The organism is Stutzerimonas stutzeri, from assembly GCF_019090095.1.
Classification (GTDB): domain Bacteria; phylum Pseudomonadota; class Gammaproteobacteria; order Pseudomonadales; family Pseudomonadaceae; genus Stutzerimonas; species Stutzerimonas stutzeri_AN.
Map to the genome: position 1 here is coordinate 423,781 of NZ_JAGQFP010000002.1, position 24,430 is coordinate 448,210.

Sequence of the window (24,430 nt, forward strand, 5' to 3'; positions counted from 1 at the left end):
CGGCAGAGTTCCTCGGCTTCACTCATTGCGCTCGAGCAGCTGGCGGACCTTGCTGCCGAGCGTGTCGATGCTGAACGGCTTGGCCAGCATGTCCATGCCGGGCGCGAGGAACTCGCTGCGGACTTCGGCATTCGGCGCATAACCGGTGATGAACAGCACACGCAGGTCGGGGCGTTGCTGGCGGGCGAGTTCGGCCAGTTGGCGGCCGTTGATGCCCGGCAGACCGAAGTCGCTGACCAGCAGGTCGATGCGCTGGTCGCTGTGCAGGAAGGGCAGTGCGCTGGCGCTATCCACCGCTTGCTCGACCCGGTAGCCCAGTTCCTGCAGCACCTCGACCACCAGCATGCGGACCGCGGCTTCGTCCTCCACCACCAGTATGGTTTCGTCGGCTTGCGCGCCCGGTATCGGCTCGGGTTCGCTGCCTGGTGCCGGTCGCAGATCCACTTGTTGCCGGTTGCGTGGCAGGAACAGCGTGATCAGGGTGCCTTCTCCGGGCGTGCTGTGGATGCTGACATGGCCGCCGGTCTGCTTGATGAAGCCATAGACCATCGACAATCCCAGGCCCGTGCCCTGGCCGATGGGTTTGGTGGTGAAGAACGGATCGAAGGCTTTGGCCACCACTTCCGGCGGCATGCCCGACCCCGTGTCGGCCACGCTAAGGGTGACGTAGTCGCCCGGCTCGGGGCCGTCGGACTGTGATTGGTCGATCTGCGCGCAACCGGTCTGGATGACCAGCCGACCGCCGTCGCTCATGGCGTCGCGTGCGTTGATCACCAGGTTCAGCAGCGCGTTTTCCAGCTGATGCGCATCGGTGTACGCCAGCCAGGGGTCGGCCTGCAGGTGCATGGCGAACTCGATCTGCTCGTCCATGGTGCGGCGCAGGATCTCCTCCATGGACTGCACCAGCTGGTTGACATCCACCGGCTGCGAATCCAGCGACTGCCGCCGGGCGAAGGCCAGCAGACGGTGCGTCAGCGCGGCGGCGCGGTTCGCCGAACCGGTGGCGGCTTCGACATAGCGGGGCAGGTCGTTCAGCCGGCCGCTGGCAACCCGCCGTTGGATCAGGTCGAGGGCGCCCAGTACGCCGGTCAGCATGTTGTTGAAGTCGTGGGCGATGCCGCCGGTGAGCTGGCCGATGGCCTCCATCTTCTGGGCGTGGCGCAGGGTTTCCTCGGCGCGCTCTCGCTCGCCCATCTCCACGTGCAGAAGGTGGTTGATTTCCGCCAATTCACGGGTTCGCTCGGCGACGCGCCGCTCGAGGTTGTCATTGAGTTCGCGCAGCGCTTCTTCGGCGGCGACCTGGGCGGTGATGTCGGTATTGGTGCCGAACCAGTGGGTGACCTGGCCAAAGTCGTCGCGGATCGGTACCGCTCGCGACAGGAACCACCGGTATTGGCCGTCCTTGCCGCGCAGCGGGAAGGTTTCCTCCCAGACCGAACCGATGGCCACCGCTCGCTTCATCGAGGCGCTGACCCGGACATGGTGATCGGGGTGGTGCACCGACCGCCAGCCCAGCGCTCGCATGGCTTCCAGGGTGGTGCCGGTGTAGTCGTACCAGCGCTTGTTGTACCAGTAGATGCGCCCTGTCGGATCGGCCATCCAGGCGAACTGGCTCATGTTATCCGCCAGGGTGCGGAACTGCTCCTCGCTGGCGCGCAGGGCCCGTTCGGCGCGCATTCGCTCGTCGGCGGTCCAGGCGCGGTCGGCAACCTCGCGGATGAAGGAGATATCGTCCTCGGCCCACTGCCGCGGCCGGTCCTGCAGCAGGATCAGCGCAGCGATCAGGCGTCCCTGATCCTGCAGCGGCACGCAAACCAGGCTCTGGATGCGCCGCAACCTCAAGCTTGCCGCCTGCGCGGCGGTGCGGGTGTCATGCAGGACATCGTCGACCACGACCAGCTCGTCGTTCTGCAGGTCGTAGACGAAATCGCCGTAATCCGCGAAGCACATGCGCTCGCTGTACTCGCCGAGCGCACCGTCGCTCCAGTAGCGCTCCATGGTGGCGTACTGACCGCCCGGGTCGACGGTCAGAAAGGCCGCGCGGGTGACATTGAGCGTCACGCCCAAGGCGCGCACGGCGGCAGTGACGATGGTGATGCTGTCCGGCTGACCTCGCAGCAGATCGCCGAGCTCCATCAGCACCGTTTGCCGCTGTTCGGTCATCTGGCGTTCGCGGATCTGCTCTTCGAGCAGAGCGTTCATGCGCCGCAGCTTCAATTCGGCGTTGCGTTCGGTGGTGATGTCCCGCGCCGTACCGAGCATCCGAACCCGGCCATCGCCATCGACCAGGCGCCGGCCGCGGTTGGCCAGCCAGCGGAATTGATCGTTACGCTCGTCATAGACCCGATAAACCAGGTTCAGCTCGCCTTCGCCGGCGCCGTCGAGCGCGCTGCGGAAGGCTTCGATCAGAGGGCGCCGATCATCGGCATGAACGCGGGCGAGAAACTCGTCGACCGACAACGCCGGCTCGTTCGGCGCCACGCCCGCCAATGCCTTGAGTTGCGCATCCCAATGCAGCGTGTTGCGTTGGTAGTCGTAGTCCCAGACCCCGATCGAGGCAATCTCGTTGGCCAGGCTGACACGCTGCTCGGCCTCAAGCAGCGCCTTGCGCGCTCGGGCGCGGTCGGCAGCGGCGCGGATGCGCTCGGCCACTTCCCGCACCAGGGAAATGTCCGCCTGGCTCCAGGGCCGCGGCTGGCGACTGGCGAACAACAAGAAGGTGCAATGCGAGGTCGGGTCCTGCAGCGGCGCCAACAGCAGGCTGGGGTAGCCAAGGTGTTCGTGCAAGGCGCTGCTTCGGTCACGGCAGTCGGCTTCGTTGAGCAGGTCCTCGAACGGTACGATCAGCCCCTCGGCCAGGCGCAGGCGCAGGATGCCGGCACAGTCACCGAGCGAATGCGGCGCGCGAAGCCTCTGTTCCGCTATTGGTGGCCAGTGCCCGTCGAGATGCAGGTCGTCGTGCTCGTCGAGACGGCCCACGGCGATGCAGTCGACCTGCATCAGCGGCGCCAACTGCTCGGCCATCAGGTCGTTCAGTTCGATGCGCCCATCGGCGTCCTGCAGATGATCGCTGAGGTCCAGCAGATAGGCCTGCTGTGCGGCGCTGCGGGTGCGCTCGCTGATGTCGGTGAAGGTGCAGATGGCACCATGTAACTCGCCGTCGCGATACAGCGGGGCGACCCGATACTCCACCGGCAGGCTGCTGCCGTCCTGACGAAAGAACAGCTCGTAGGCGACGTGGGCGGGTTCGCCGGTCCTGGCGGTGCGCTGGATCGGGCAGTCCGCGGCGGCATAGGGCGAGCCGTCGGGGTGGCTGTGGTGAATGACCTGGTGCAACTGGTGGCCCAGCACCTGATCGCGGTTGGCGAAGCCAAGCAGCTGGATGAACGCCTCGTTGCACAACGTGACGAACCCCTGGGTATCGATCGAATAGAAGCCCTCGCTGGCCGAGTCCAGCAATAGGCGGGTGAACGCCTCGCTTTCCAGGCGTTCGGTCTCGGCGCGGCGCCGTTCGTCGATGTCCTGCGCCACCAGCACCCAGTGCAGCAGATTGCCGTCGCGGTCGTAGACCGGCGCGCCGCAGCCCTGGAACCAGCGCGCGGAGCCGTCGGCGGCAAGCAGAGGCACCTCGAAACTGCCGGATTTGCCGCTCTTGAGCGCCGAATGCCATTGCTTCAGCACCGCGTCCCGGTGATCCGGCGCGACTCCGTCGAGCCAGCCCCAGCCGGCCGAATCGCGCGCCGACAGCCCGGTGAATTTGCACCAGTATCGATTGCAGAAAATCAGGGAACCGCTGGCGTCGCACTGCCAGATGACCTGTGGGCTCAGGTCCACCAGCGCGCGATAACGGACATCGGCTTCGCGATCCGAGGCGGTGTCGGCCTGGGCCTCATCGTCATACTGCGGGTCCTCGCGGCGCTTATCACCGTAGGGCCGCGCCAGCAATGCCATGACCTGCCGAGCCAGTGTCTGCAACTGCGCAACCTGCCGCTCGGTCAAGGCGCGCGGTGCTTCGTTCATCACGCATAGCGCGCCGAGCGGCACGCCGTCGGAGCCGCGCAGGGCTACCCCGGCGAAACATCCGGAAGACGAGGCGTCGATCGGCTCATCGGCGAGGTTGGCGATGACCAGGGGTTGCGTACGCTCGATCACGCGGGCGTACAGCGCCGCCGCGGGCCCACCGGGAGGCAGCGCGTTGCCAAAGGCCGCCTTGATCCATTGACGACCGTTGTCGAGGAACACGATGGCCGCGCTGGAGCAGCCGCAGAGATCCGCTGCCAGCGCTGCCAGATCGTCGAACGGCATTTGCGCCACGGTGTGGGCGTCGTCGCGGTCTGGCGCGGTCATGCGCTTGGTCTCGCTAGCGATGTTGCCTGCTTTCTCCATGTTCACGTGTTCTGCTCGGCTTTCCATGACGGCAAAAATGTCGTGCCCAGCCGTAAGACCCGAGCATCGGCGAATTGGGTGTTAGTTGATTATTGACCGTTGATGGCCGCCGCGAAAGGAAACCGGCGACGGATGTGGCGTCAGTAGACCCGCCCCAGAGGCTTTTCGGCCAGTGCCGCCGATCCGGTCGTTTGCCGTCGCGCCTGCGCAACCTCATTGCTCGCCGGGACGCGTGGAGCGCTCACCGGCTGGCGGGCCGGCGAGCAGCCGGTCCCGATCGGCGGCCAGCAGGGCGGCCAACAGCGCGGGGTCCCGCCCGTAGACATCGGGCCGGTAGCGAGCCTGCCCGGCACTGTCGGCTTCGGCCGTCCAGTACGCCAGCAGGATCGGCGTGGGCTTGGCCAGGGAGAATTCGTGGGTCTGGCCCGACGCGAGCAGCCGGTCGAAGCGCTCGCGCTCGCCTTCGGTCAGCAGCAGGCCGACCAGTTGCATCACCGACTCGACCCGCACGCAGCCGGAGCTGAAGGTGCGCTGCGAGCGTTCGAACAGGCCTTGGCTCGGCGTGTCGTGCAAGTAGATGGCGAAGGGGTTGGCGAAGCGAATGGCCAGTCGCCCGAGCGGGTTGGCCGGCCCTGCGGCCTGACGCAGCAGAATCCTGCCGGGGTTGTCCCAGTCGATCTGCGCCGGGTCGAGCACCTGGCCCTGGTAGTCGAGCACTTGCATGTTCTGGCTGGCGAGATAGTCCGGGTTCTCGCGAATCTTCGGCAACTTGTCCTCGCGCAGGATGGTCGGCGGCACGGTCCAGGTCGGGTTGAGCGTCAGCCGGGTGATGTTCGATTTGATCGCCGGGGTCTGGCGGGTATCGCGACCGACCTGGCTGCGGGTCTCCCATTGCGGACGGTTGTCGCTGAAGAAAATCACCCGTCCGCCAGCGATGTCGACCAATAGCGAGCGTGCCTCGATGTCACGTGACATCCAACGAAACCGCTCGAGGTTGATCTTCAGTTGGTTGAGGCGATCGGTCGGGGTCGCGTTCAATGCGGTTCGGGTCTGGCTGCCCACTACGCCGTCATCCTGCAGCCCGTGCCGGCGCTGGAAGGCCTTGAGCGCCTGCTCGATCGGCGCGCCGTAACGCAGATCCGCGTCCGCTGCTGGGAGCGCCGCGGGCAGATAGCCGTCACTGGCCAGGCGTTGGCGCAACAGCGGCACGCGAGGGTCCGACATGCCGGGCCGCAGGGTCGGGCCGGCCGGGATCGGTAACCACGACGGTGGCGGTTCGGCCCGCAGCCGCGCATGCGCCTGGCGCAGGTTGTGGTACTGCTCGAGCGCCGGGCGCGCCCTGTCGAAGGCGCGAGCCGGATCCGTCAGGCCGACGTCGGCCATCTCCAGCAACGGATCGTCCTGCTGTGGCGCCGCCGCATTGGGGCTGCGCCAGACCGGCTCGAGGCGGTCCTGCGGCAAGCGGCCCTGGCTCAGGTGCTGCAGCGCCAACAGGTAGGCGTGCGTGGTGAGGATGTCGCTGCACTCGCGGTGCAGTGGTTCGCCGGTGGCCGTTTGCATGGCCCGGCGAATGGCTTCAGGGTGATAGACCGCTGGATTCAGGCCATCGTCGATCAAGGCGTCGAGTTGCTCGAGCAACGCCTCGAGCTGTGCATAGGAGGTCCAGAGCGCTTCGAATCCATGCCGGCGATACAGCGCCTCGAGCGGCTTGCGCAGCGCCGGGTCGATCTTGGCGAGGGGGCCTTCGCAGCTGCTGGTCAGGGTGTCCAGCGCGTGGCGGATGGGGCTTGGCGGCTCGTCGGCCGGTTGCGCCAGCGCCAGAAAAGGGACCAGCAACCACAGGATAACCAGACGAAATGCATGTTTTTTGTACAACGTTAGACTCCCGGGCATCCCTGCGACTGCTAGACTCCGCGGCAGCATCCGCTGCGGTTTGGGAAAGCCAAGCCCTCACGGACCACCACAATATGACCTGTCGCGTGGAAGCCCTGCCGGCTTCCGCCTGAGCTGTTTTGCTGTCGCCACCCTGGGTGGCAGTGCGTGAGGCGCCAGCCGAGGGATGTTCGGCCTTGGCGTCGGTGAGGTATTTCAACACATGATGGTTTCGTTCCGACGCCTTTTTCTCGTGGCAGGGCTTTTCCTGTCAGGCCCGCTGCTCGCGGCCACTCCCGCCTACCAGCCGATGGTCGATGACCTGTCGCCCTTGGCCCCCACGCTGAGCCGCAAGGTGCTCACCCATGCCGTCGCCGCCATGCAATGCGCGGTCAACAACGGTGCCAGCCCTGCGCAACGGCTTGCGGTAATCGACTTCTCGCTGCCCTCGTCGGAACGACGACTCTGGATCTTCGACCTGCAACAGCGGCGATTGTTGCTCGAAGATTTCGTTGCCCATGGAAATAAGTCCGGTGAAAACCTGGCCACGCGCTTCTCCAACGTGCTCGGCAGTCATCAATCGAGCATAGGTCTGTTCCGCACCGCCGAGAGCTACACCGGCAAGCACGGCTACTCCCTGCGCATGGACGGGCTCGAGCCCGGCGTGAACGACCTGGCACGCGAGCGGGCCATCGTGATTCACCCGGCCGACTACGTGAATCCCGCCTGGATCGAAACCCAAGGCCGCATCGGCCGCAGCCAGGGCTGCCCCGCGGTACGCCCGGAAGTGGCGCGCATGGTGGTCGATAGCCTGAAAGGCGGGCAGTTCATGTTCTCCTGGTATCCGGACCGGAAATGGCTGCGATCCTCGGCCTACTTGAATTGCAAACCCGCGCGGGTCGCGACGATCCTGGCGGCCAGGCAAGGATAAACGCCGATATAACCGCTGCGGGCTGGCAGGCGAAACGACAAGATGTTCCGGAACAACGTCCCTATCGGGACTGACGTAGGGTGGATCACGCTTCACCGATCCACCGAGCGGAGTCGTGGTGGATGTAAAAAGCGACATCCACCCTACGAAACAAACCCACGCGGGTCGCGACGATCCTGGCGGCCAGGCAGGGATAAGGGCCGATATAAGCGCTGCGGGCGGGCAGGGCTGAGCGACAAGGTGTGCCGGAACAGCATCCTATCGGGACTGACGTAGGGTGGATCACGCTTCACCGATCCACCGAGCGGAGTCGTGGTGGATGTAAAAAGCGACATCCACCCTACGAAACAAACCCACGCGGGTCGCGACGATCCTGGCGGCCAAGGGATGAGGCCGACATAAGCGCTGCGGGCTGGCAGGCGAAACGACAAGGCGTTCCAGAACAGCGCACCTATCGGGTAGACGTAGGGTGGATCACGCTTCACCGATCCACCGGGCGGAGTCGTGGTGGATGTGAAAAGCGACATCCACCCTACGAAACAAACCCGCGCGGGTCGCGACGATCCTGGCGGCTAGGCAGGGATAAGGCCGATATAAGCGCTGCGGGCTGGCAGGCGAAACGACAAGGCGTTCCGGAACAGCATCCCTATCGGGACTGACGTAGGGTGGATCGCGCTTCACCGATCCACCGGGCGGAGCCATGGCGGCCGCACAGCAACCTCCACCCGCTATCGCCTCTAGCTACTTCTGCTCACTCTGCGGTGTCACCCGCAGCACTTCCTCCAACGTGGTCAGGCCCGCGGCGATCTTCTGGGCGCCGGACAGGCGCAGGCTGTGCATGCCGTCCTTGAAGGCCTGGCGGCGCAGGGCGATGAGGTCGGTATCGGCGGTGATCAGCGGCTTGATCGCATCGTTGAGCAGCATGATCTCGTAAACCCCGGCGCGCCCACGGTAGCCGGTGTCGCGGCATTCGATGCAACCCACCGCCTGATGGGCATTGCCGGGCAGCGGCGCGTTCCAGGGCTTGGTCAGCGCCTGCCAGTCATCCGGGTCGAGTTGCACCGGCGCCTTGCAGTGCGGGCACAGCGTACGCACCAGACGCTGGGCCATGACCCCCAGCAGGGTGGCCCGCAACAGGTAGTGCGGCACGCCCAACTCCAGCAGGCGGGTAATCGCCGAGGGCGCGTCATTGGTATGCAGCGTGGAGAGCACCAGGTGCCCGGTCAGCGCCGCCTGGATCGCCATCTCGGCCGTCTCCAGATCGCGAATCTCGCCGACCATGATGATGTCCGGGTCCTGGCGCATCAGCGCGCGCACACCGCTGGCGAAGGTCAGGTCGATGTTGTGCTGCACCTGCATCTGGTTGAAGGCGCCCTCGATCATCTCGATCGGGTCTTCGATGGTGCAGACGTTCACTTCGGGCGTCGCCAGCTGCTTGAGCGTGGTGTACAGCGTTGTGGTCTTGCCCGAACCGGTAGGGCCGGTGACCAGGATGATGCCGTTGGGCTGGCCGGTCATGCTCTGCCAGCGGCGCAGGTCCTCGGCGGAGAAGCCCAGCTGATCGAAGCCCTTGAGCAGCACCTCCGGGTCGAAGATGCGCATCACCATCTTCTCGCCGAACGCGGTCGGCAGGGTCGACAGACGCAGTTCCACCTCGCCGCCGTCCGGTGTCTTGGTCTTGACCCGACCGTCCTGCGGCTTGCGCTTCTCGGCGACGTTCATCCGCCCCAGGGTCTTAAGCCGGCTGACCACCGCCATCGCCACCTGCGGCGGGAACTGGTAGACGTTGTGCAGTACGCCGTCGATGCGAAAGCGCACAGTGCCCTGCTCACGGCGCGGCTCGATATGGATGTCGCTGGCGCGCTGGTCGAACGCGTACTGGAACAGCCAGTCAACGATGTTGACGATGTGCGAGTCGTTGGCATCCGGCTCCTGGTCGCTGGCGCCGAGGTTGAGCAGTTGTTCGAAGTTGCCGGCGCCGCTGACCTTCTGGTCGTTGGCGGTGGCGCCGCTGACCGACTTGGCCAGGCGGTAGAACTCCACGGTGAAGCGCTGCAGGTCGACCGGATTGGCGACGACTCGCTTGATCGGGCGCTTGAGCACGTGGGTGAGGTTGGCTTCCCAGCTCTTCACGAACGGCTGGCTGCTGGCGATGGTCACCGCCGAGCTGTCCACCGCCACGGCGAGAATCTTGTGGCGCTGGGCAAAGGCGTAGGACATCAGCGGCGTGACTGCGGCCACGTTGATCTTCAGCGGGTCGATGCGCAGATAGGGCTGCCCGGCCTGCTCGGCGAGCCAGACGGTAAGCGTTTCGAGGTCGAGCTTCTTGCCCGGCCGCGCCAGGTCGTCGAGTTGTTGCGCGCCGAGGAATTCCAGCGGGTGCTGCTGGCCGTTCGCTGCGCTGCGCCGCAACGCCAGGCACTGTTCAGCGGTTTCCTGCCGCAGCCGGCCCTGGGCGACCAGGTCGCGTAGCAGGTCGTTGAGGTCGAGGAAACGGTCCTGGGCGGGAGCATTCAGCACGGGTAGGGCCTTTCGATCATGGCGGAAGCAGAGGCCAAGCTTGCCGATAAAAGCGCATCCTGTCTGCCGCTAGCTTCAACTTTGCGGCCTTGCGGCGCGTACTTCTGATGACGAGACGAGAGATTCATCCGAGAAGGGGCCGGGCAACCTTGTGCTTCGGCACAGCAGCACTCGGACGACACAGGCAACGCGTAACCCAGTCGGTGCGCGGTAACTGATGGGAAAGGCGCTGATGGGTTTCACCCATCCTACGGATTGAGGCTTGGCGGCGCGGCTTGCTTGGCTCGCCGAGGGGTTGAGCACACTCACAGCGTAGCCTTTACCCCAACGTAGGATGGGTGAAACCCATCGCGCTGGCTCCCGGCATAGTCAAGGCGCCCGCCTCGCACAGGTCATGCTGCATACAGCTGCGCGCTGCGGTGGATCGATGACGCGTGATCCACCCTGCGTTTGCGCTTCGGCCCCAGCTTACTTCGTCAACAGCTTCCACGGCTTGAGGGTCCACACCGTATGGGCCTGGTCCACTCGCGCATCGCGAAGTTCGTCGTTCAGCGGCTGGCCAGCCAGCGTGTAGAGCTTGGCCAGCTCGCCGTACAAACGATCGGTCTCCGGCAGGTCCAGCGTGGCGCGGGCCAGATGCAGCCAGACCAGCAGGCGCTCCATGCGTGGGCGCTGCTCGCTCAGGTCTTCGGGCTGTTGCTGGTAGCGGGGCAGCTGCAGCGCCTGGGCCTCTTCGGCCAGCAGGCGGGGCAACCAGCTGCCCAGCTCGGCGGCGCCCTGGCGGCTGCCGCGGTTGTTGCGCTCGGCGGTCCAGGCGCGCTGCAGCAGCCACAACGAGGCTTTCAGCGAGAACAGTCCCCAGCGTGGCATGGCCAGCTCGGCGGCAAAATCCTCCGGTGCCGACTGACGAATCGTTTCGTCGTCGCTGCCGGCCTCGAGGCGCGGACGCCACTCCTGGATCAGCGCGTCGAGCTGCTCGCGCAGTTCGCGGCTGCTGGCGCGCGGCGCGGCTTGGCCAAGGCTGCCGAGCAGGGCGCGTAGCTCGATCAGTTGCTGCAACCACTCATCGAGCAGTTTCCAGTGCCCGTTGTAGCGGTATTGCTCGGCCAGCCGCTGGCTGTTGCCGAGCAGAAACCAGGCCAGTGCGGCGAAGGCGTCGTCCAGCGGCATGCCAGGCTCGACCTGGGGTGCCGGCAGGGTCAAGGCGTAGCTATTGGCGTCATGCAGGCGGTAGCCGCGTTCGGCCTTGCTGATGTCGCAGGGCATCAGGGGCAGGTCGGCAGCTAGTTCGGCGGCCAGCTCCAGCAGTGCTTCGGGTTCGCCTTGGCGCAGTTCCAGCTCCAGCTCGCAGATTTCCTCGCTCTGTTTGCCGGCGATGACCTTGCCGAGGTCGAGGGCCGCTTCGATGACCACCTTCGACTTGCCACGCCCCCAGGCGATCTCGGCCTTTTCCCGGACGAAATCGGTGGTGAAGATCGGCTTCAGGGTTTTCTTGTCCAGATCGGCCAGGCTGGCTGGCCAGCAGTCGTCCGCGAGTTTCTTCACGTCCAGCTTGGCCTTGTCCAGGTACCAGTCCCACTCGTTGCGCTCAGACAGCCCGGCGACGCTCTGGCCTCGGCTCTTGAGCGTCTGGATGAACTGTTCGCCATCACGGCGCAGGCGCAGCGCGACCTTGGCCTGTGCCAGCTCGCGTTCCGGCGTGTCGTAGTACTGGTTGAACAATTCGTGCCGCTGCCAGCCGCTCTTGTTGCGCTTTTTCAGCAGCGGATGCTCGCGTAGCGCCAACAGGGTTTCGCGACTGGCGCGCAGTTTGATTTCGGTTTCTTTCTGCATGGTGCCCAGATGATGCCTATGTTTGAGTGTGACCTGCGTCACTTGGTGGCGGCGCTTTGAGGTCATCCGTATACTTGCCGCCTTCTGAAGCCGGGGTGTTCCCTATGCCAATCAATCCTTTCGTCAGCCTGTTCGGACGCTCGCCTATCGGTCCGATGCAACAGCATATGGCCAAGTCTCACGAATGTGCTGCCAACCTGGTGCCGCTGTTCCAGGCGATCACGGCAGAAGACTGGGAACGGGTCGAGCAGATCCAGAAAGAGATGGCCCGACTGGAAAACGAGGCCGACAAGCTCAAGAAGAGCGTCCGTCAGCACCTGCCGAAAAGCCTGTTCCTGCCGGTCCCGCGCTCGGATTTGCTGGAGCTGCTGAGTGTACAGGACAAAATTGCCAACCGCGCCAAGGACATCGCCGGCCTGATGCTTGGCCGTTGCATGGCGATTCCGCCGGCGCTGCAGCCGGAGATGATGGCGTTCGTGCAGCGCAGTGTCGACGCCAGCTGCCAGGCGCTCAAGGCGCTCAAGGAGTTGGACTCGTTGTTGGAAACCGGCTTCAGCGGTCGTGAGGCCACCTTGGTGGAAAAGATGGTCGAGGAGCTCGAGGAGATCGAGCGTGAAACCGACCGCATGCAGATCACGGTGCGCCGTGCGCTGTTCAAGCTGGAAAAGGAATTGCCTCCAGTCGACGTTATGTTCCTCTACAAGATCATCGAATGGATCGGTGACGTAGCTGACCGTGCCGAGCGAGTCGGCAACCGTCTGGAACAATTGCTGGCGCGCTGAGGCGCCAGCGTCCTTTCTGGGTTCAACAGGTAATTCCTTATGTCTTTTATCTCGGAATACGGCTTCGTACTCCTGGTGCTCGCCTGCGCCTTCGGTTTCTTCATGGCCTGGGGCGTGGGCGCCAACGACGTGGCCAACGCCATGGGCACCTCGGTCGGCTCGCGGGCGCTGACGATCAAACAGGCCATCGTGGTGGCCATGATCTTCGAGTTCTGCGGGGCATACCTCGCCGGCGGAGAGGTCACCGAAACCATCAAGAATGGCATTGTCGATGCGGAAGTCATATCGCCCGATCTGATGGTACTGGGCATGATGTCGGCCCTGCTGGCAGCCGGCACCTGGCTGATGATCGCCACCATGAAAGGCTGGCCGGTTTCCACGACGCACTCGATCATCGGTGCAGTGATCGGCTTTGCCGCGGTCGGCGTGTCCACCGATGCGGTGCACTGGCACGCCATCGGCCCCATCGTGGCCAGCTGGGTAGTAACGCCCATGCTGTCGGGCATTGTCGCCTTCGGCCTGTTCATGAGCGTGCAGAAGCTGATCATCAATACCGATGAGCCGTTCCGCAACGCCAAGCGCTTCGTGCCGCTGTACATGTTCCTCACGGGCTTCATGGTCGCGTTGATGACCGTCACCAAGGGCCTCAAGCACGTCGGTCTGACCCTGACCAGCAGCGAGGGCGTTGTCCTGGCGTTCGCCATCGGTGTGCTGGTCGCGCTGGTCGGCGTTGCCTTGCTGTCGCGCATCAAGGTGGACGAGGAAGCGGACCGTACCTTCCACTTCGCCAGCGTGGAAAAGGTCTTCGCGGTACTGATGATCTTCACCGCCTGTTCGATGGCCTTCGCTCACGGCGCTAACGACGTGGCCAACGCGGTCGGCCCGCTGGCTGCGGTGGTGGGCGTCATCGAGTCGGGCGGCGCAGCCGAGATCGCCGCCAAATCGGCGGTGCCGGGCTGGGTGCTGCTGCTTGGCGCCGTCGGTATCGTCATCGGTCTGGCGACCTACGGCTACAAGGTGATCGCGACCATCGGCAAGGAAATCACCGAGCTGACGCCCAGCCGTGGTTTTGCCGCTGAACTTGCGACCGCGACCACGGTGGTCGGCGCCTCGGCCATCGGCCTGCCGGTTTCGACCACCCACACCCTGGTCGGCGCGGTACTGGGTATCGGCATCGCCCGCGGTATCGGCGCGCTGAACCTGGGCGTGGTCGGTTCGATCTTCATGTCCTGGCTGATCACCCTGCCGGCGGGCGCGTTCCTGGCCATCCTGTTCTTCACCATCTTGCAGGCAATCTTCGTCTGATCCGCCCCGTCGCCGCAGTTTTTACCTCATCGTAAGGCTGCGGCGGCGCGTTTCATGTTTCACTGGGTGCCTTCGTAGCCGTCTTTCTGGAGGCCGCCGGTGCCCATCCCCTCGCTCAAAGACCAGTTTGCCGCGCTGATTGCAGCCCCGTCGGTCAGCTGCACGCAGGCGCATTGGGACCAGACCAACCGCCCCGTGATCGACCTGCTGGCCGGCTGGCTGGGTGATCTCGGCTTCGCCTGCGAGGTACAGCAGGTCACCCCCGGGAAGTTCAACCTGCTCGCCAGCTATGGCAGCGGTCCCGGCGGGCTGGTGCTGGCCGGACACAGCGATACCGTCCCCTACGACGCCGACCTCTGGAGTGCCGAGCCGCTGCGGCTGCGCGAAGCCGACGATCGTTGGTACGGCCTCGGCAGCTGCGACATGAAAGGCTTCTTCGCGTTGATCATCGAAGCCGTATTGCCGTTGCTCGACCAGCCGTTCAAGCAGCCCTTGCTGATCCTCGCCACCTGCGACGAGGAGAGTTCGATGTCCGGCGCCCGTGCGCTGGCCGATGCCGGGCGGCCGCTGGGGCGCGCGGCGGTGATCGGCGAGCCGACCGGGCTGCGGCCGGTGCGCCTGCACAAGGGCATCATGATGGAAGGCATCGAGATCCATGGGCAGAGCGGGCATTCGTCCAACCCGGCCTATGGCCACAGCGCGCTGGAGGCGATGCACGACGCCATGGGCGAGCTGCTGACGCTGCGCCGCGAATGGCAAAGCCAATACGACAACCCGCTGTTCGACGTGCCAAAGCCGACCCTCAACCTCGGCTGCATCCACGGTGGCGATAACCCCAACCGCATCTGCGGCCAGTGTTCGCTCGAGTACGATCTGCGCCCGTTGCCGGGGATGGAGCCCGAGCAGCTGCGCGAGGCCATCGCCCGTCGCCTGCGAACCGTGGCCGACCGGCATCAGGTCAAGATCGACCTGGCGCCGCTGTTCCCCAGCGTGCCGCCATTCGATCAGCCTGCCGATACCGAACTGGTCAGGCTGGCCGAACGCCTCACCGGCCATGCCGCCGAGGCGGTGGCCTTTGCTACCGAAGCGCCTTATCTTCAGCAGCTTGGCTGTGAGACGTTGGTGCTCGGCCCAGGCGACATTGCCTGCGCCCACCAGCCGGACGAGTACCTGGATCTGGACAGAATCGAACCCACTGTGAGGTTGTTGCGCGGGATGATCGAACACTATTGCCTGCAGTCAGGCCGAGGATAGGAGCAGGCCAGGCGATCCGATCGCCGCGCACCTGCTCCCGCCCCCCCTGCTCGAACCGACTCCCGGACTGAACAAGCTGTTACTGAAGGCTTTTGCAATGCACAACTACGTCACCTGGCTTCGCGACTCCTCGCCCTACATCAATTCGCACCGTGACCGCACCTTTGTCGTCATGCTGCCGGGCGATGGCCTGGAGCATCCCAATTTCGCCAACATCGTCCACGACCTGGTGCTGCTGCACAGCCTCGGCGTGCGGCTGGTCCTGGCGTTCGGCTCGCGGCCGCAGATCGAGGCGCGGCTGGCCGCGCGCGGACTTCAGCCGCGCTTCCATCGCGACCTGCGCATCACCGACGCGGCCACCCTGGAATGCGTGATCGATGCCGTCGGCCACATGCGCATCGCGCTCGAGGCCCGACTGTCGATGGACATGGCGGCCTCGCCGATGCAAGGCGCTCGGCTGCGCGTGGCCAGCGGCAACTTCATCACGGCGCGCCCCATCGGGGTTCACGATGGCGTCGATTACCAGCACACCGGTGAAGTGCGGCGCGTCGATCGCAAGGGTATCGGTCGTCTGCTGGACGAGCGCACCATCGTGCTACTGCCGCCCCTGGGTTATTCGCCGACCGGTGAGATCTTCAACATTGCCTGTGAAGACATCGCCACCCGCGCCGCCATTGACCTGCAGGCCGACAAGCTGGTGCTCTACGGTGCCGAACGCGGCCTGCGCGATGAAAGTGGCAAGCTGGTGCGCGAGCTGCGTCCACCGCAGATCCCGGCCTACGTGGAGCGTCTTGCCGGCACCTACCAGGCCGAACTGCTCGATGCCGCAGCCCAGGCCTGCAAAGGCGGTGTGCGTCGCAGCCACGTGATCAGCTATGCCGAGGACGGCTCGCTGCTCAACGAGCTGTTCACCCGCGACGGCGGTGACGGCACCCTGGTGACGCAGGAGCAGTTCGAGCAGCTGCGCGAGGCGACCATCGAGGACGTCGGCGGCCTGATCGACCTGATCACGCCATTGGAGGAGCAGGGCATCCTGGTGCGCCGTTCGCGGGAGGTGCTGGAGCGCGAGGTCGAGCAATTCAGCATCGTCGAGCGCGATGGTCTGATCATCGCCTGCGCGGCGCTCTATCCCATCGCCGATTCCGATTCCGGTGAGCTGGCCTGCCTGGCGGTGAATCCCGAGTACCGCCACGGCGGACGCGGTGACGAGCTGCTCGAGCACATCGAGGCGCGGGCACGCAAGCTGGGGCTGAAGACGCTGTTCGTGCTCACCACCCGCACGGCGCACTGGTTCCGCGAGCGTGGTTTCGAACCCAGTGGTGTCGAGCGGCTACCGGCGGCGCGGGCGTCGCTCTACAACTTCCAGCGCAATTCGAAGATCTTCGAAAAAGCGCTCTGAGCAGGCCGCTCAGCCTGGGACGAGTGGGGGCGGTCCGGGACCGCTCCCGCGCGTCGCTTCACGCAGCTCGACGCGCCGGGCAATCCGCCAGCAGGTGTGAAGCGGCCAAGCGCCGCTTTTGCTCGGATGCGAGCCCCTGCCAGCCGCCGCCCTTGCGCGGCCAGCAGGGGTTGTCAGTCTCAGACCGGCGCGAGACTGGTCAAGCTGCGCTGATACTCCTCGACGAAGCTGTCGAAGTCCTGTGTATCGGCCGCTTCCATTTCGGCTTGTTGGGCCAAGGATTCGCGGGCCGCGTTATCGAACCAGGCCACGTCGGCATCGGGCAGCGCTCGGCTGCGGAAGCCTTCGGCGTGCTGACGGGTCTGGCGCAGCGCGAACTGGCTGAAGCTTTCGCCATGGTGGCGCATCGCTTCGAGGACCTGGGCCGATGGGGTCAGGCTGCTGTCGGCGACCTTGGCCTGTTGCGCGGCGATGGCACTGACATGCTCGTCGCCGCCCTGGCTGCGGTCCAGCAGCTCGGCGACTTGGCTGATCTGGCCGATCAGCTCGCTGGCCCAATCCTGCAGGCTGACCGACTCACCGCAACGGCTCAGCTCCAGGCCCGGCTGGCGCCCTTGCTTGACCACCTTGAGGAAGTTATCGCTGCTGGCCCGGCACTCGCCCTCAATCAGGCAAGGGCTCTGCTGCAGCGCACAGAACAGCAGGAAGGCGTCGAGAAAACGCGCTTCGCTGATATCGATGCCCAGCGGCAGGAACGGGTTGATATCCAGGCAGCGCACCTCGATGTACTGGATGCCGCGGGCCCGCAACGCATGCAGCGGGCGCTCGCCGGTGCCGGTGACCCGCTTGGGACGGATGTTCGAGTAGTACTCGTTCTCGATCTGCAGAATGTTGGTGTTGAGCTGCTGCCAGTTGCCCTCGGCGTCCTTGGTGCCCAGCGCCGCATAGTCGGGGTAGGGCGTCGAGACGGCCTTGTGCAGGCTGCTGGTGTAGCTGGGCAGGTCGTCATAGCAGGGTGTGAGACCCGCCTGGGCGTTGCTCTGGTAGCCCAGGTCGCTCATGCGCAGGCTGGTGGCGTACGGCAGATAGAGGGTTTCGTCATCGAACTGCTCGAGCTGGTGCGCACGCCCGCGCATGAAGGACGCATCCAGCGCCGGCGAGGCGCCGAACAGATACATCAGCAGCCAGCTGTAGCGACGGAAATTGCGGATCAGCGCGATATAGCGCCAGGATTGGTAGTCCTGCGGCGAGCGGCCATCGCCCTCGTCGGCCTGCAGCAGCGACCACAACGCCTCGGGCAGTGAAAAGTTGTAGTGAATGCCGGCAATGCACTGCATGGTCTTGCCGTAACGCAGCGCCAGGCCCTGACGGTAGACGTATTTCAGCCGACCGATGTTGGAGCTGCCGTACTCGGCGATGGGGATCTGCGCTTCTTCCGGCAGAAGCCCCGGCATCGAGGGGCTCCAGAGGAACTCGCCCTCCAACCGGCTATAGGTGTAGCGATGGATGGCGTCGAGCTCGGCCAGCGTGCGGGCCGGGTCGGTTTCGGTGCCGGTGATGAATTCCAGCAACGCTTCGGAATAGTCGGTGGTGATCTTCGGGTGTGTCAGGGCCGAACCCAATGCCCGCGGGTGCGGGGTCATGGCCAGCTGACCGTCGTTGTCGATGCGCAGGCATTCCCGCTCGATCCCGTGCAGGCATTGCGAGAGCAGCGGAAGGTTTGGGTGCTCGGCCAACAGTGCCAGGCGGTGGGAGAGGAGGTCGCTCAAGTTTGGGTTCCTTCACGCATCAGTCGGCACAATATGGGGCGGCGCGCGCCAAGCTTCAAGCCACAAGAGCGGCCTTGGCGCGCTTAGTTGACGCTGGCAGCGTGTTGCCTGCCGCTTTTAGAGGCAGGCGAACGTCGATTGCGCCTTGGCCACCAGCTTCTCACCCTGATGCACCTCGGCTTCCAGCACCTGAGTACGTCGTCCGCCATGCACCACCCAGGCACGGCAAAGCAGCTCGCCGTCCGTCACCGGGCGGATGTAGTTGACCTTGCACTCGAGGGTCACGCTGTTCGGCGAGCCGTCGCCCAGGCTGTGGCTCGCCTGGCCCATGGCGGTATCGATCAATGAGAACAGCGCGCCGCCGTGCAGCTTGCCGTGCAGGTTGCGCAAGCCATCGTGCATCTTCAGGCCGAGAATGGCCTCGCCGCCTTCGGCCTTGAGAATTTCCAGGCCCAGCAAGCGCCCGAAGGCGCTGCTGTTGCCGATCGCTTCGGCCTTCACGCTCACGGCTTATTTCCTCAGGCTCTTGGCATTGGCGAACAGCGCAGCCATGGCGTTGTTGGCCGGTGCCGGCTTGGTATCCGGTTTGCTCGGGCGTGCCTGGGCGCCGCGGTTGTTGCCGCCGCCACGCATGTTGTCCGCTTTTTCGCCAGGGGTGTCGCTCATGCGCATGGACAGGCCGACGCGCTGGCGCGGGATGTCCACTTCCATGACCTTGACCTTGACGATGTCGCCGGCCTTGACGACTTCGTACGGGTCCTTGACGAACTTCTCCGACAGCGCGGAGATGTGCACCAACCCGTCCTGATGCACGCCGATGTCGACGAAAGCACCGAAGTTGGTCACGTTGGTCACCACCCCTTCGAGCACCATGCCGGGCTTGAGGTCGCTGAGCTTCTCAACGCCTTCCTGGAACTCGGCGGTCTTGAACTCGGGGCGCGGATCGCGGCCGGGCTTTTCCAGTTCCTGAAGGATGTCGCTGACGGTGACCAGACCGAAGGTTTCGTCGGTGAACTGTTTCGGGTCGAGGCGCTTGAGGAAGGCCGAATCACCGATCAGCGAGCGGATGTCGCGGCCGGTGTCCTCGGCGATGCGCTTGACCAGCGGATAGGTCTCCGGGTGCACGGCGGACGCGTCGAGCGGGTTGTCGCCGTTCATCACACGGAGGAAGCCGGCGGCCTGCTCGAAGGTCTTGTCGCCCAGGCGCGGCACCTTCTTCAGCTCGCTGCGCGCCTTGAATGCGCCGTTGGCGTCGCGGTAGGCAACAATGTTCTGCGCCAAGGTGGTGTTGAGGCCGGAGATGCGCGCCAACAGGGCCACCGAGGCGGTGTTGACGTCGACGCCGACGGCGTTCACGCAATCCTCGACCACCGCATCGAGCGAGCGCGCCAGCTTGAGCTGGGACACGTCGTGCTGATACTGGCCGACGCCGATGGCCTTGGGCTCGATCTTCACCAGCTCGGCGAGCGGGTCCTGCAGGCGGCGGGCGATGGACACCGCGCCACGGATCGAGACATCCAGATCGGGGAATTCCTTGGCCGCCAGTTCAGACGCCGAATACACCGAAGCGCCTGCCTCGGACACCATCACCTTGGTCAGCTTGAGGCCCGGCACCTTCTTGATCAGGTCGGCGGCGAGCTTGTCGGTTTCCCGGCTGGCGGTGCCGTTGCCGATGGCGATCAGGTCGACGGCATGCTTGGCGCAGAGCTTGGCCAGCACGGCCAGGGTGCCGTCCCAGTCGTTGCGGGGGGCGTGCGGGTAGACGGTGGCGGTGTCCAGCAGCTTGCCGGTCGCGTCGACCACCGCCACCTTGCAGCCGGTGCGCAGGCCCGGGTCGAGGCCCAGGGTGGCGCGCGGGCCGGCCGGCGCGGCCAACAGCAGGTCGTGCATGTTGCGCGCGAACACGCCGATGGCGTCGTCCTCGGCCTTGTCGCGCAGTTCGCCGAGCAGGTCGGTTTCCAGATGGGTGTAGAGCTTGACCTTCCAGGTCCAGCGCACCACTTCGCTTAGCCACTTGTCCGCGGCGCGGCCACGGTTGACGATGCCGAAGCGCTCGCCAATCATCACTTCGCCCGGGTGCACGCTGCCCGGCGCTTCGTCGCCGACCTTCAGGCTCACGCTCAGCACGCCTTCGTTGCGCCCGCGGAAGATCGCCAGGGCACGGTGCGACGGCGCGCTCTTGAACGGCTCGTCATGTTCGAAATAGTCGCTGAACTTGGCCCCTTCGGTCTCCTTGCCCGGCACCACGCGCGCACTCAGGGTGGCGTTGTGGGTGAGGAAGTCGCGCAACTTGGCCAGCAGGTTGGCGTCTTCGGCGAAGCGCTCCATGAGGATGTACTTAGCCCCTTCTAGCACCGCCTTGACGTCGGCGAAGCCCTTCTCGGCATCGACGAAACGTGCAGCTTCGCTCTCCGGATTCAGCTCGGGATCGGCGAAAATCGCGTCGGCCAGCTCGCCGAGGCCGGCTTCCAGGGCGATCTGGCCCTTGGTGCGGCGCTTCTGCTTGTAGGGCAGGTAGAGGTCTTCGAGGCGGGTCTTGGTGTCGGCGAGATCGATCTCACGCTTGAGCTCGGGGGTGAGCTTGCCCTGTTCTTCGATGCTGGCAAGGATCGACGCGCGGCGATCGTCCAGCTCGCGCAGGTAGCGCAGCCGCTCTTCGAGCAGGCGCAGCTGAGTGTCGTCGAGGCTGCCGGTGACTTCCTTACGGTAACGGGCGATGAAGGGCACGGTGGAGCCTTCGTCGAGCAGCGCCACGGTGGCGGCTACTTGTTGCGGGCGTACGCCCAGTTCAGCGGCGAGGCGGGAGTTGATGCTGTCCATTGAATGTCCTGCGGGCGGAAATGACGGCCGACCGGCCAGAAAAGCGGGCAAGTATAACTGCCGTCGCTCTGGCCGGGTCGGTTCTGCGTCGTCATCTGAAGTCGGCGTAGGGCACTAATGGCTCGATGGGCAGTGCAAGGTCGCCTCGCCAGGGTGCAAAGCTGTAGCGCAGATAGAGCATGGCGCGGCTGGGTGCGTACTCGTCGCTCTGTAGCAGGCTGAAGCCGCCGCCGAGGACGAAGTGATCGCTGAGCCGGCGCTCGAACAGGCCCTGCACTCGATAACTGAAGCCACGGCTGGTCGAGCCTTGGCTCGTCTGGTTGGCCACGTCTGGATCGATCGCGGCGACCTTGTCCCGAAGCGAAGCCAGCGGATAGTCGCGACTGCCATTGGATTGCGACACGGACCAGCCAATGCTGCTTTCCAGGAGTACGGACGAGTCCTGGTTGCGCCAGCCGTAGCTGACCGGGACGCTGATCGAGTTGTAGTTTTGTGGACTCCAATAACCGCCCTGGCCGAGGGTGTGGCCACTCAGGTCCTTGTCGTAGCCGAAGTGGATGAAGGTCAGCCCCGTCCGGACGCGCTCGTCGGGACGGTCGACCAGCTTGTAGTAATAGCCGGCCATGGCAGTTACCCGGCTGTTGCTCGCGACGTTGTCTCCCAGCAGCCAGTGGTAGCCCAATGAAGACCAAAGGCCGTGTGCACCGCCTTCGTCCCAGCTCAGACCGAGGCTCGTGCCATTGGCGGTCACCGCGCCCCAGCGGGTGCCGGTCACGGGATCGCGAGCACCGCCGTAGGACAGCAACGAGTTGCTCATCGGACGGCGTGACGCTGTGAGCGACCAGCTGATGGGGTCCAGGTTGCCGCGTCCGGTGACGCCGCCGAACAGGTTGTCTATCTCGAAGCCCTCGGTCAGCCCCAGATCGGCTTCCAGTCGCTCATTGCGCCAGCCTCCGGCGAGCAACGTCGCGGTGCCTCGCTGGCTCTCGCCAGCGCAATCGTTGCGTGCCCTGCAAGCGCCGAAGAACGCGTTGGCGTCCAGCGTGCCCGCATCAAGCGCGAGGCGTTCGGCACGCAGGAAACCGCGACCGTTGGCCATGGGGGTGTCCAGGTGCAGCAAGGTGGTGTCGGTGAGCAACTCGGAGATGCCCGGCGTGCCGTCGTCGTTACGCCAGCCGTGGTCGTGCTGCAGGGTCAGGGTGGTGTCCTGCCGCTGGTGAAGGGCGGCGGTGTCGCTGCGCAGGCTGCGAACCAACCAGTCATCCGCGGCGTTCTGCCGGGTGGCCTGAGTCAGTTCGGCGGTGCCTGCGGACTTGGCCAGCAGGTCGGCGTCGATCAGTGCCTGGCGGTAGTAACCCATGGCCTTGGCTGGGTCGACCTCGGCGAGCAGCCTTGCTGTATCTCGCCGTAACAGGGGATCGGGGCGCTTCGCCTTGGCTTCTATTTGCTGCAACATCTGCCGCGCCTTGTCCCGCTCGCCGACCGCGGCCCAGCTATTGGCCAGGCGCCGTTTGGCGTTCCAGTCATCCTCGGCTAACACGGGCGGCGTGGTTCGCAGCGCTTGCCTGGCGGCACCCGTCTGTCCCTCGGCGAGCAGCAGCTCGATACGCATCAGGCGTGCTTCCGGGTGAGCTGGATCGATGCGCAGTGCGCGCTCGACATAGGGAGCGGCGACCGCCGGCTCGCCGCGTGCCGCCGCCCAGTCGGCCAGCGCCAACAGGTCATCCACCGAATCGCCGTGTTTGCGCAGCCGCTCCTGCATCAGCTCGACGGCAGCCGCCTCGCGTCCGCTGGCGCGCAGCTTGTCGATACGCGTCATCAGTTCCCGGCGTTCCAGACGCGTTGCCAGGCTATGCATGTCGTCATCCCAGTCGCGTTCGCTGATGCGATGCAGGCTGGCGAGTGCCTGCGCGTCGCGCCCCGCGCCCGACAGATAAAGTGCATGGGCATAGTGCGCGACCGGATCGTCGGCCTGCCGCTTGAGCAAGTCACCGAACACCGCGTCGGCTTCACTGAAGGCTTGCTGCTGCTGTAACGAGCTGGCCAGGCGATAGGCCAGCCAGGGGTCGGTCGGTGCCAGGCTGCGAGCCTGCCTCAGGGCGGTGATCGCCGCGGGTTGGTCGTCGCGTTCCAGCGCCTGTTCGGCGAGCAGGCGGTAGCGGGCCAGCAGCAGGCTATTGCGCAGGTCGGCGAAGGAGTTTCGTTGGCTGCTGCTGAGCGTGTCGATGAAGGCCAACGCGCGCTCCGGCGATTGCGCCTGATAGAGACGGAGCAATCCGCGGATGGCGCTGGCATTGCCGGGATCTCGACTGAGCAGCCGTTGATAGCCGACTTCCGCGTCGGCGAGCCGGCCTTGTGCTTCAGCGACCTGGGCCAGTCCGAGCTGGGCGAAGGTGCTGCCAGGCTGTTGCTTGAGCGCGCTGGCGTACAGCGACGCCGCTTCGTCGGCCCGCTTTTGCTCGAGCGCCTGATCGGCCTTCTCGAGGGTGAGCCAGTAGCGGGTCGAGGTGATCAGGTCGCTCCACTTGCTCAGGTTGTCGATGTCGTCTTCGTGTTCTTTAGCGCGTCCGAAATACACCAGCGCTTCGCGCCGATGACCCGGTCGCATCAAGGCCAGGCCCAGGCCGCCGAGCAGCTCGGGATCGTTCGGGTAGCGGCGCAGGGCGTACCTCAGCTTGGCTTCGGCGGCCGCATCCTGCGATCGATCCAGCAAGCGCAGCCCGTCCTGCCCGGCGCGCCAGAACGGATCGGCCAGCAGGCGCTGGCTGCGTTCCAGGTTTGCGCGCGCATCGTTGGCATAGCGCCCCGCGGGGTAACGCTGCAGGAAGTCTGCCCAGGCTTTCACGCTGGTGTCGTCGATTCGTCGCGCGGCGAGGTATTCGAATTCACGCTGGGCTGCGGCGTCGGTCGCTGCCGGATTGCGCCCCAGTTCGCTCAATTGCGCGAGGGCTGCAGTGTCCTGCCCGTCCTCGAACAGCAGGTTGGCCAGCAGCTGACGAGCGGGCGGATTTCCCGGGTACTGCTCGTCGAGGCGGCGCAGTGCATCGATTGCCAACGAGCGCTGGCCGGGCTGTGCACTGCGCACGCGCCAGTATTCGACCGCCAGCTCGAGCGTCGGTGGCTTATCACCATAGAGCGCTCTGAAGCCTTGCAGCGCATCGTCAGGGCGGCCGGCCATGGCCGCCAGTCGGGCTTGCTGAAGCTGCTGCTGCCCGGCCTCGCTGCTCAAGAAAGCGAGTATGCGGCCATCGCGCTCGGCTTCGGTTCCAGGCGCCGCTTGTTGCAGCGCCTGCTGCAAGGCCGCTACCCGTTGCCCGTCGCGCTGGCGCAAGGCAAGCCGCATTTCGGCCAGCAACGCCCCTGAATCACCTGGCGATACCAGCTGAAGGCGCTTGAGCGCATCACGGACCAACTCGTCGCGGTTCACGGCCTCGGCGGCTCTGACTTGAGCCAGAAGCCATGCCGTTTGATCGGCGCGGTCCTCCGGCACCTGGGCGTGGCACCACAGCGGAAGTGCCGCGGCCACCAGCATCAACCGGTATCTACGCATGAGGGTTCG

At 65.4% G+C, this 24,430-nt stretch carries 13 protein-coding genes; 5 read left to right on the forward strand and 8 right to left on the reverse strand.

Features of this window, described 5'->3' with window-relative positions; all coding sequences use genetic code 11:
- Positions 1-18: 18 nt before the first annotated feature.
- Both KVO92_RS11675 and KVO92_RS11680 read right to left on the reverse strand, forming a co-directional pair.
- Entirely contained in the window at positions 19-4,347 is a 4,329-nt protein-coding gene (locus KVO92_RS11675) for a PAS domain S-box protein (RefSeq protein WP_254621509.1), read from the reverse strand.
- A 252-nt stretch (positions 4,348-4,599) separates the two neighbouring features.
- Positions 4,600-6,261, reverse strand: a complete 1,662-nt coding sequence (locus tag KVO92_RS11680) for a L,D-transpeptidase family protein (protein WP_423836232.1) — start codon at positions 6,259-6,261, stop codon at positions 4,600-4,602.
- 220 nt (positions 6,262-6,481) lie between these two features.
- On the opposite strand from KVO92_RS11680, the gene KVO92_RS11685 reads away from it, so the two are divergent.
- Positions 6,482-7,189: a murein L,D-transpeptidase catalytic domain family protein gene (locus KVO92_RS11685; protein WP_217475817.1), complete on the forward strand. Its 708-nt coding sequence runs from the start codon at positions 6,482-6,484 to the stop codon at positions 7,187-7,189.
- Positions 7,190-7,930: 741 nt separating this feature from the next.
- On the opposite strand, the gene KVO92_RS11690 is transcribed toward KVO92_RS11685, so the two are convergent.
- Together KVO92_RS11690 and KVO92_RS11695 are read right to left on the reverse strand one after the other, a co-directional pair.
- Positions 7,931-9,709, reverse strand: coding sequence for a GspE/PulE family protein (locus KVO92_RS11690; protein WP_217475818.1), 1,779 nt, complete (start codon positions 9,707-9,709; stop codon positions 7,931-7,933).
- A gap of 468 nt (positions 9,710-10,177) precedes the next feature.
- The gene (locus tag KVO92_RS11695) at positions 10,178-11,542 is read right to left on the reverse strand and encodes an inorganic triphosphatase (RefSeq protein ID WP_217475819.1); all 1,365 of its coding nucleotides are present in this window, start codon (positions 11,540-11,542) and stop codon (positions 10,178-10,180) included.
- A 104-nt stretch (positions 11,543-11,646) separates the two neighbouring features.
- Between KVO92_RS11695 and KVO92_RS11700 the strand changes: the two genes are divergently transcribed.
- The 4 genes from KVO92_RS11700 to argA all read left to right on the forward strand — a co-directional run bounded on the left by KVO92_RS11700 (position 11,647) and on the right by argA (position 16,282).
- Positions 11,647-12,324, forward strand: a complete 678-nt coding sequence (locus KVO92_RS11700) for a TIGR00153 family protein (RefSeq protein ID WP_217475820.1) — start codon at positions 11,647-11,649, stop codon at positions 12,322-12,324.
- A 39-nt stretch (positions 12,325-12,363) separates the two neighbouring features.
- Positions 12,364-13,629: an inorganic phosphate transporter gene (locus KVO92_RS11705; protein ID WP_217475821.1), complete on the forward strand. Its 1,266-nt coding sequence runs from the start codon at positions 12,364-12,366 to the stop codon at positions 13,627-13,629.
- Positions 13,630-13,728: 99 nt separating this feature from the next.
- A complete protein-coding gene (gene argE, locus KVO92_RS11710) occupies positions 13,729-14,883 on the forward strand; it encodes an acetylornithine deacetylase (RefSeq protein WP_217475822.1) in 1,155 nt (384 codons plus the stop codon).
- Positions 14,884-14,980: 97 nt separating this feature from the next.
- On the forward strand, positions 14,981-16,282 hold the full coding sequence (gene argA, locus KVO92_RS11715) for an amino-acid N-acetyltransferase (RefSeq protein ID WP_217475823.1): 1,302 nt from the start codon (positions 14,981-14,983) through the stop codon (positions 16,280-16,282).
- A gap of 179 nt (positions 16,283-16,461) precedes the next feature.
- On the opposite strand, the gene gshA is transcribed toward argA, so the two are convergent.
- The 4 genes from gshA to bcsC form a co-directional block, all read right to left on the reverse strand.
- Positions 16,462-18,051, reverse strand: coding sequence for a glutamate--cysteine ligase (gene gshA, locus KVO92_RS11720; protein WP_217475824.1), 1,590 nt, complete (start codon positions 18,049-18,051; stop codon positions 16,462-16,464).
- Between the two features lie 117 nt (positions 18,052-18,168).
- Positions 18,169-18,558, reverse strand: a complete 390-nt coding sequence (locus KVO92_RS11725; RefSeq protein ID WP_217475825.1) for a PaaI family thioesterase — start codon at positions 18,556-18,558, stop codon at positions 18,169-18,171.
- 3 nt (positions 18,559-18,561) lie between these two features.
- Positions 18,562-20,871 carry a Tex family protein gene (locus KVO92_RS11730; RefSeq protein ID WP_217475826.1) on the reverse strand — a complete coding sequence of 770 codons (2,310 nt, stop codon included), beginning with the start codon at positions 20,869-20,871 and terminating at the stop codon, positions 18,562-18,564.
- 91 nt (positions 20,872-20,962) lie between these two features.
- A complete protein-coding gene (bcsC, locus tag KVO92_RS11735; RefSeq protein WP_217475827.1) occupies positions 20,963-24,421 on the reverse strand; it encodes a cellulose synthase complex outer membrane protein BcsC in 3,459 nt (1,152 codons plus the stop codon).
- Positions 24,422-24,430: the final 9 nt, after the last annotated feature.

Excerpts from the sequence above, each read along its gene's own strand:
- KVO92_RS11695 (WP_217475819.1), bottom strand. The coding sequence starts at position 11,542 with ATGCAGAAAGAAACCGAAATCAAACTGCGCGCCAGTCGCGAAACCCTG.
- KVO92_RS11730 (WP_217475826.1), bottom strand. The coding sequence starts at position 20,871 with ATGGACAGCATCAACTCCCGCCTCGCCGCTGAACTGGGCGTACGCCCG.
- KVO92_RS11675 (WP_254621509.1), bottom strand. The coding sequence starts at position 4,347 with ATGACCGCGCCAGACCGCGACGACGCCCACACCGTGGCGCAAATGCCG.
- argA (WP_217475823.1), top strand. The coding sequence starts at position 14,981 with ATGCACAACTACGTCACCTGGCTTCGCGACTCCTCGCCCTACATCAAT.
- KVO92_RS11685 (WP_217475817.1), top strand. The coding sequence starts at position 6,482 with ATGATGGTTTCGTTCCGACGCCTTTTTCTCGTGGCAGGGCTTTTCCTG.
- bcsC (WP_217475827.1), bottom strand. The coding sequence starts at position 24,421 with ATGCGTAGATACCGGTTGATGCTGGTGGCCGCGGCACTTCCGCTGTGG.
- KVO92_RS11700 (WP_217475820.1), top strand. The coding sequence starts at position 11,647 with ATGCCAATCAATCCTTTCGTCAGCCTGTTCGGACGCTCGCCTATCGGT.
- KVO92_RS11705 (WP_217475821.1), top strand. The coding sequence starts at position 12,364 with ATGTCTTTTATCTCGGAATACGGCTTCGTACTCCTGGTGCTCGCCTGC.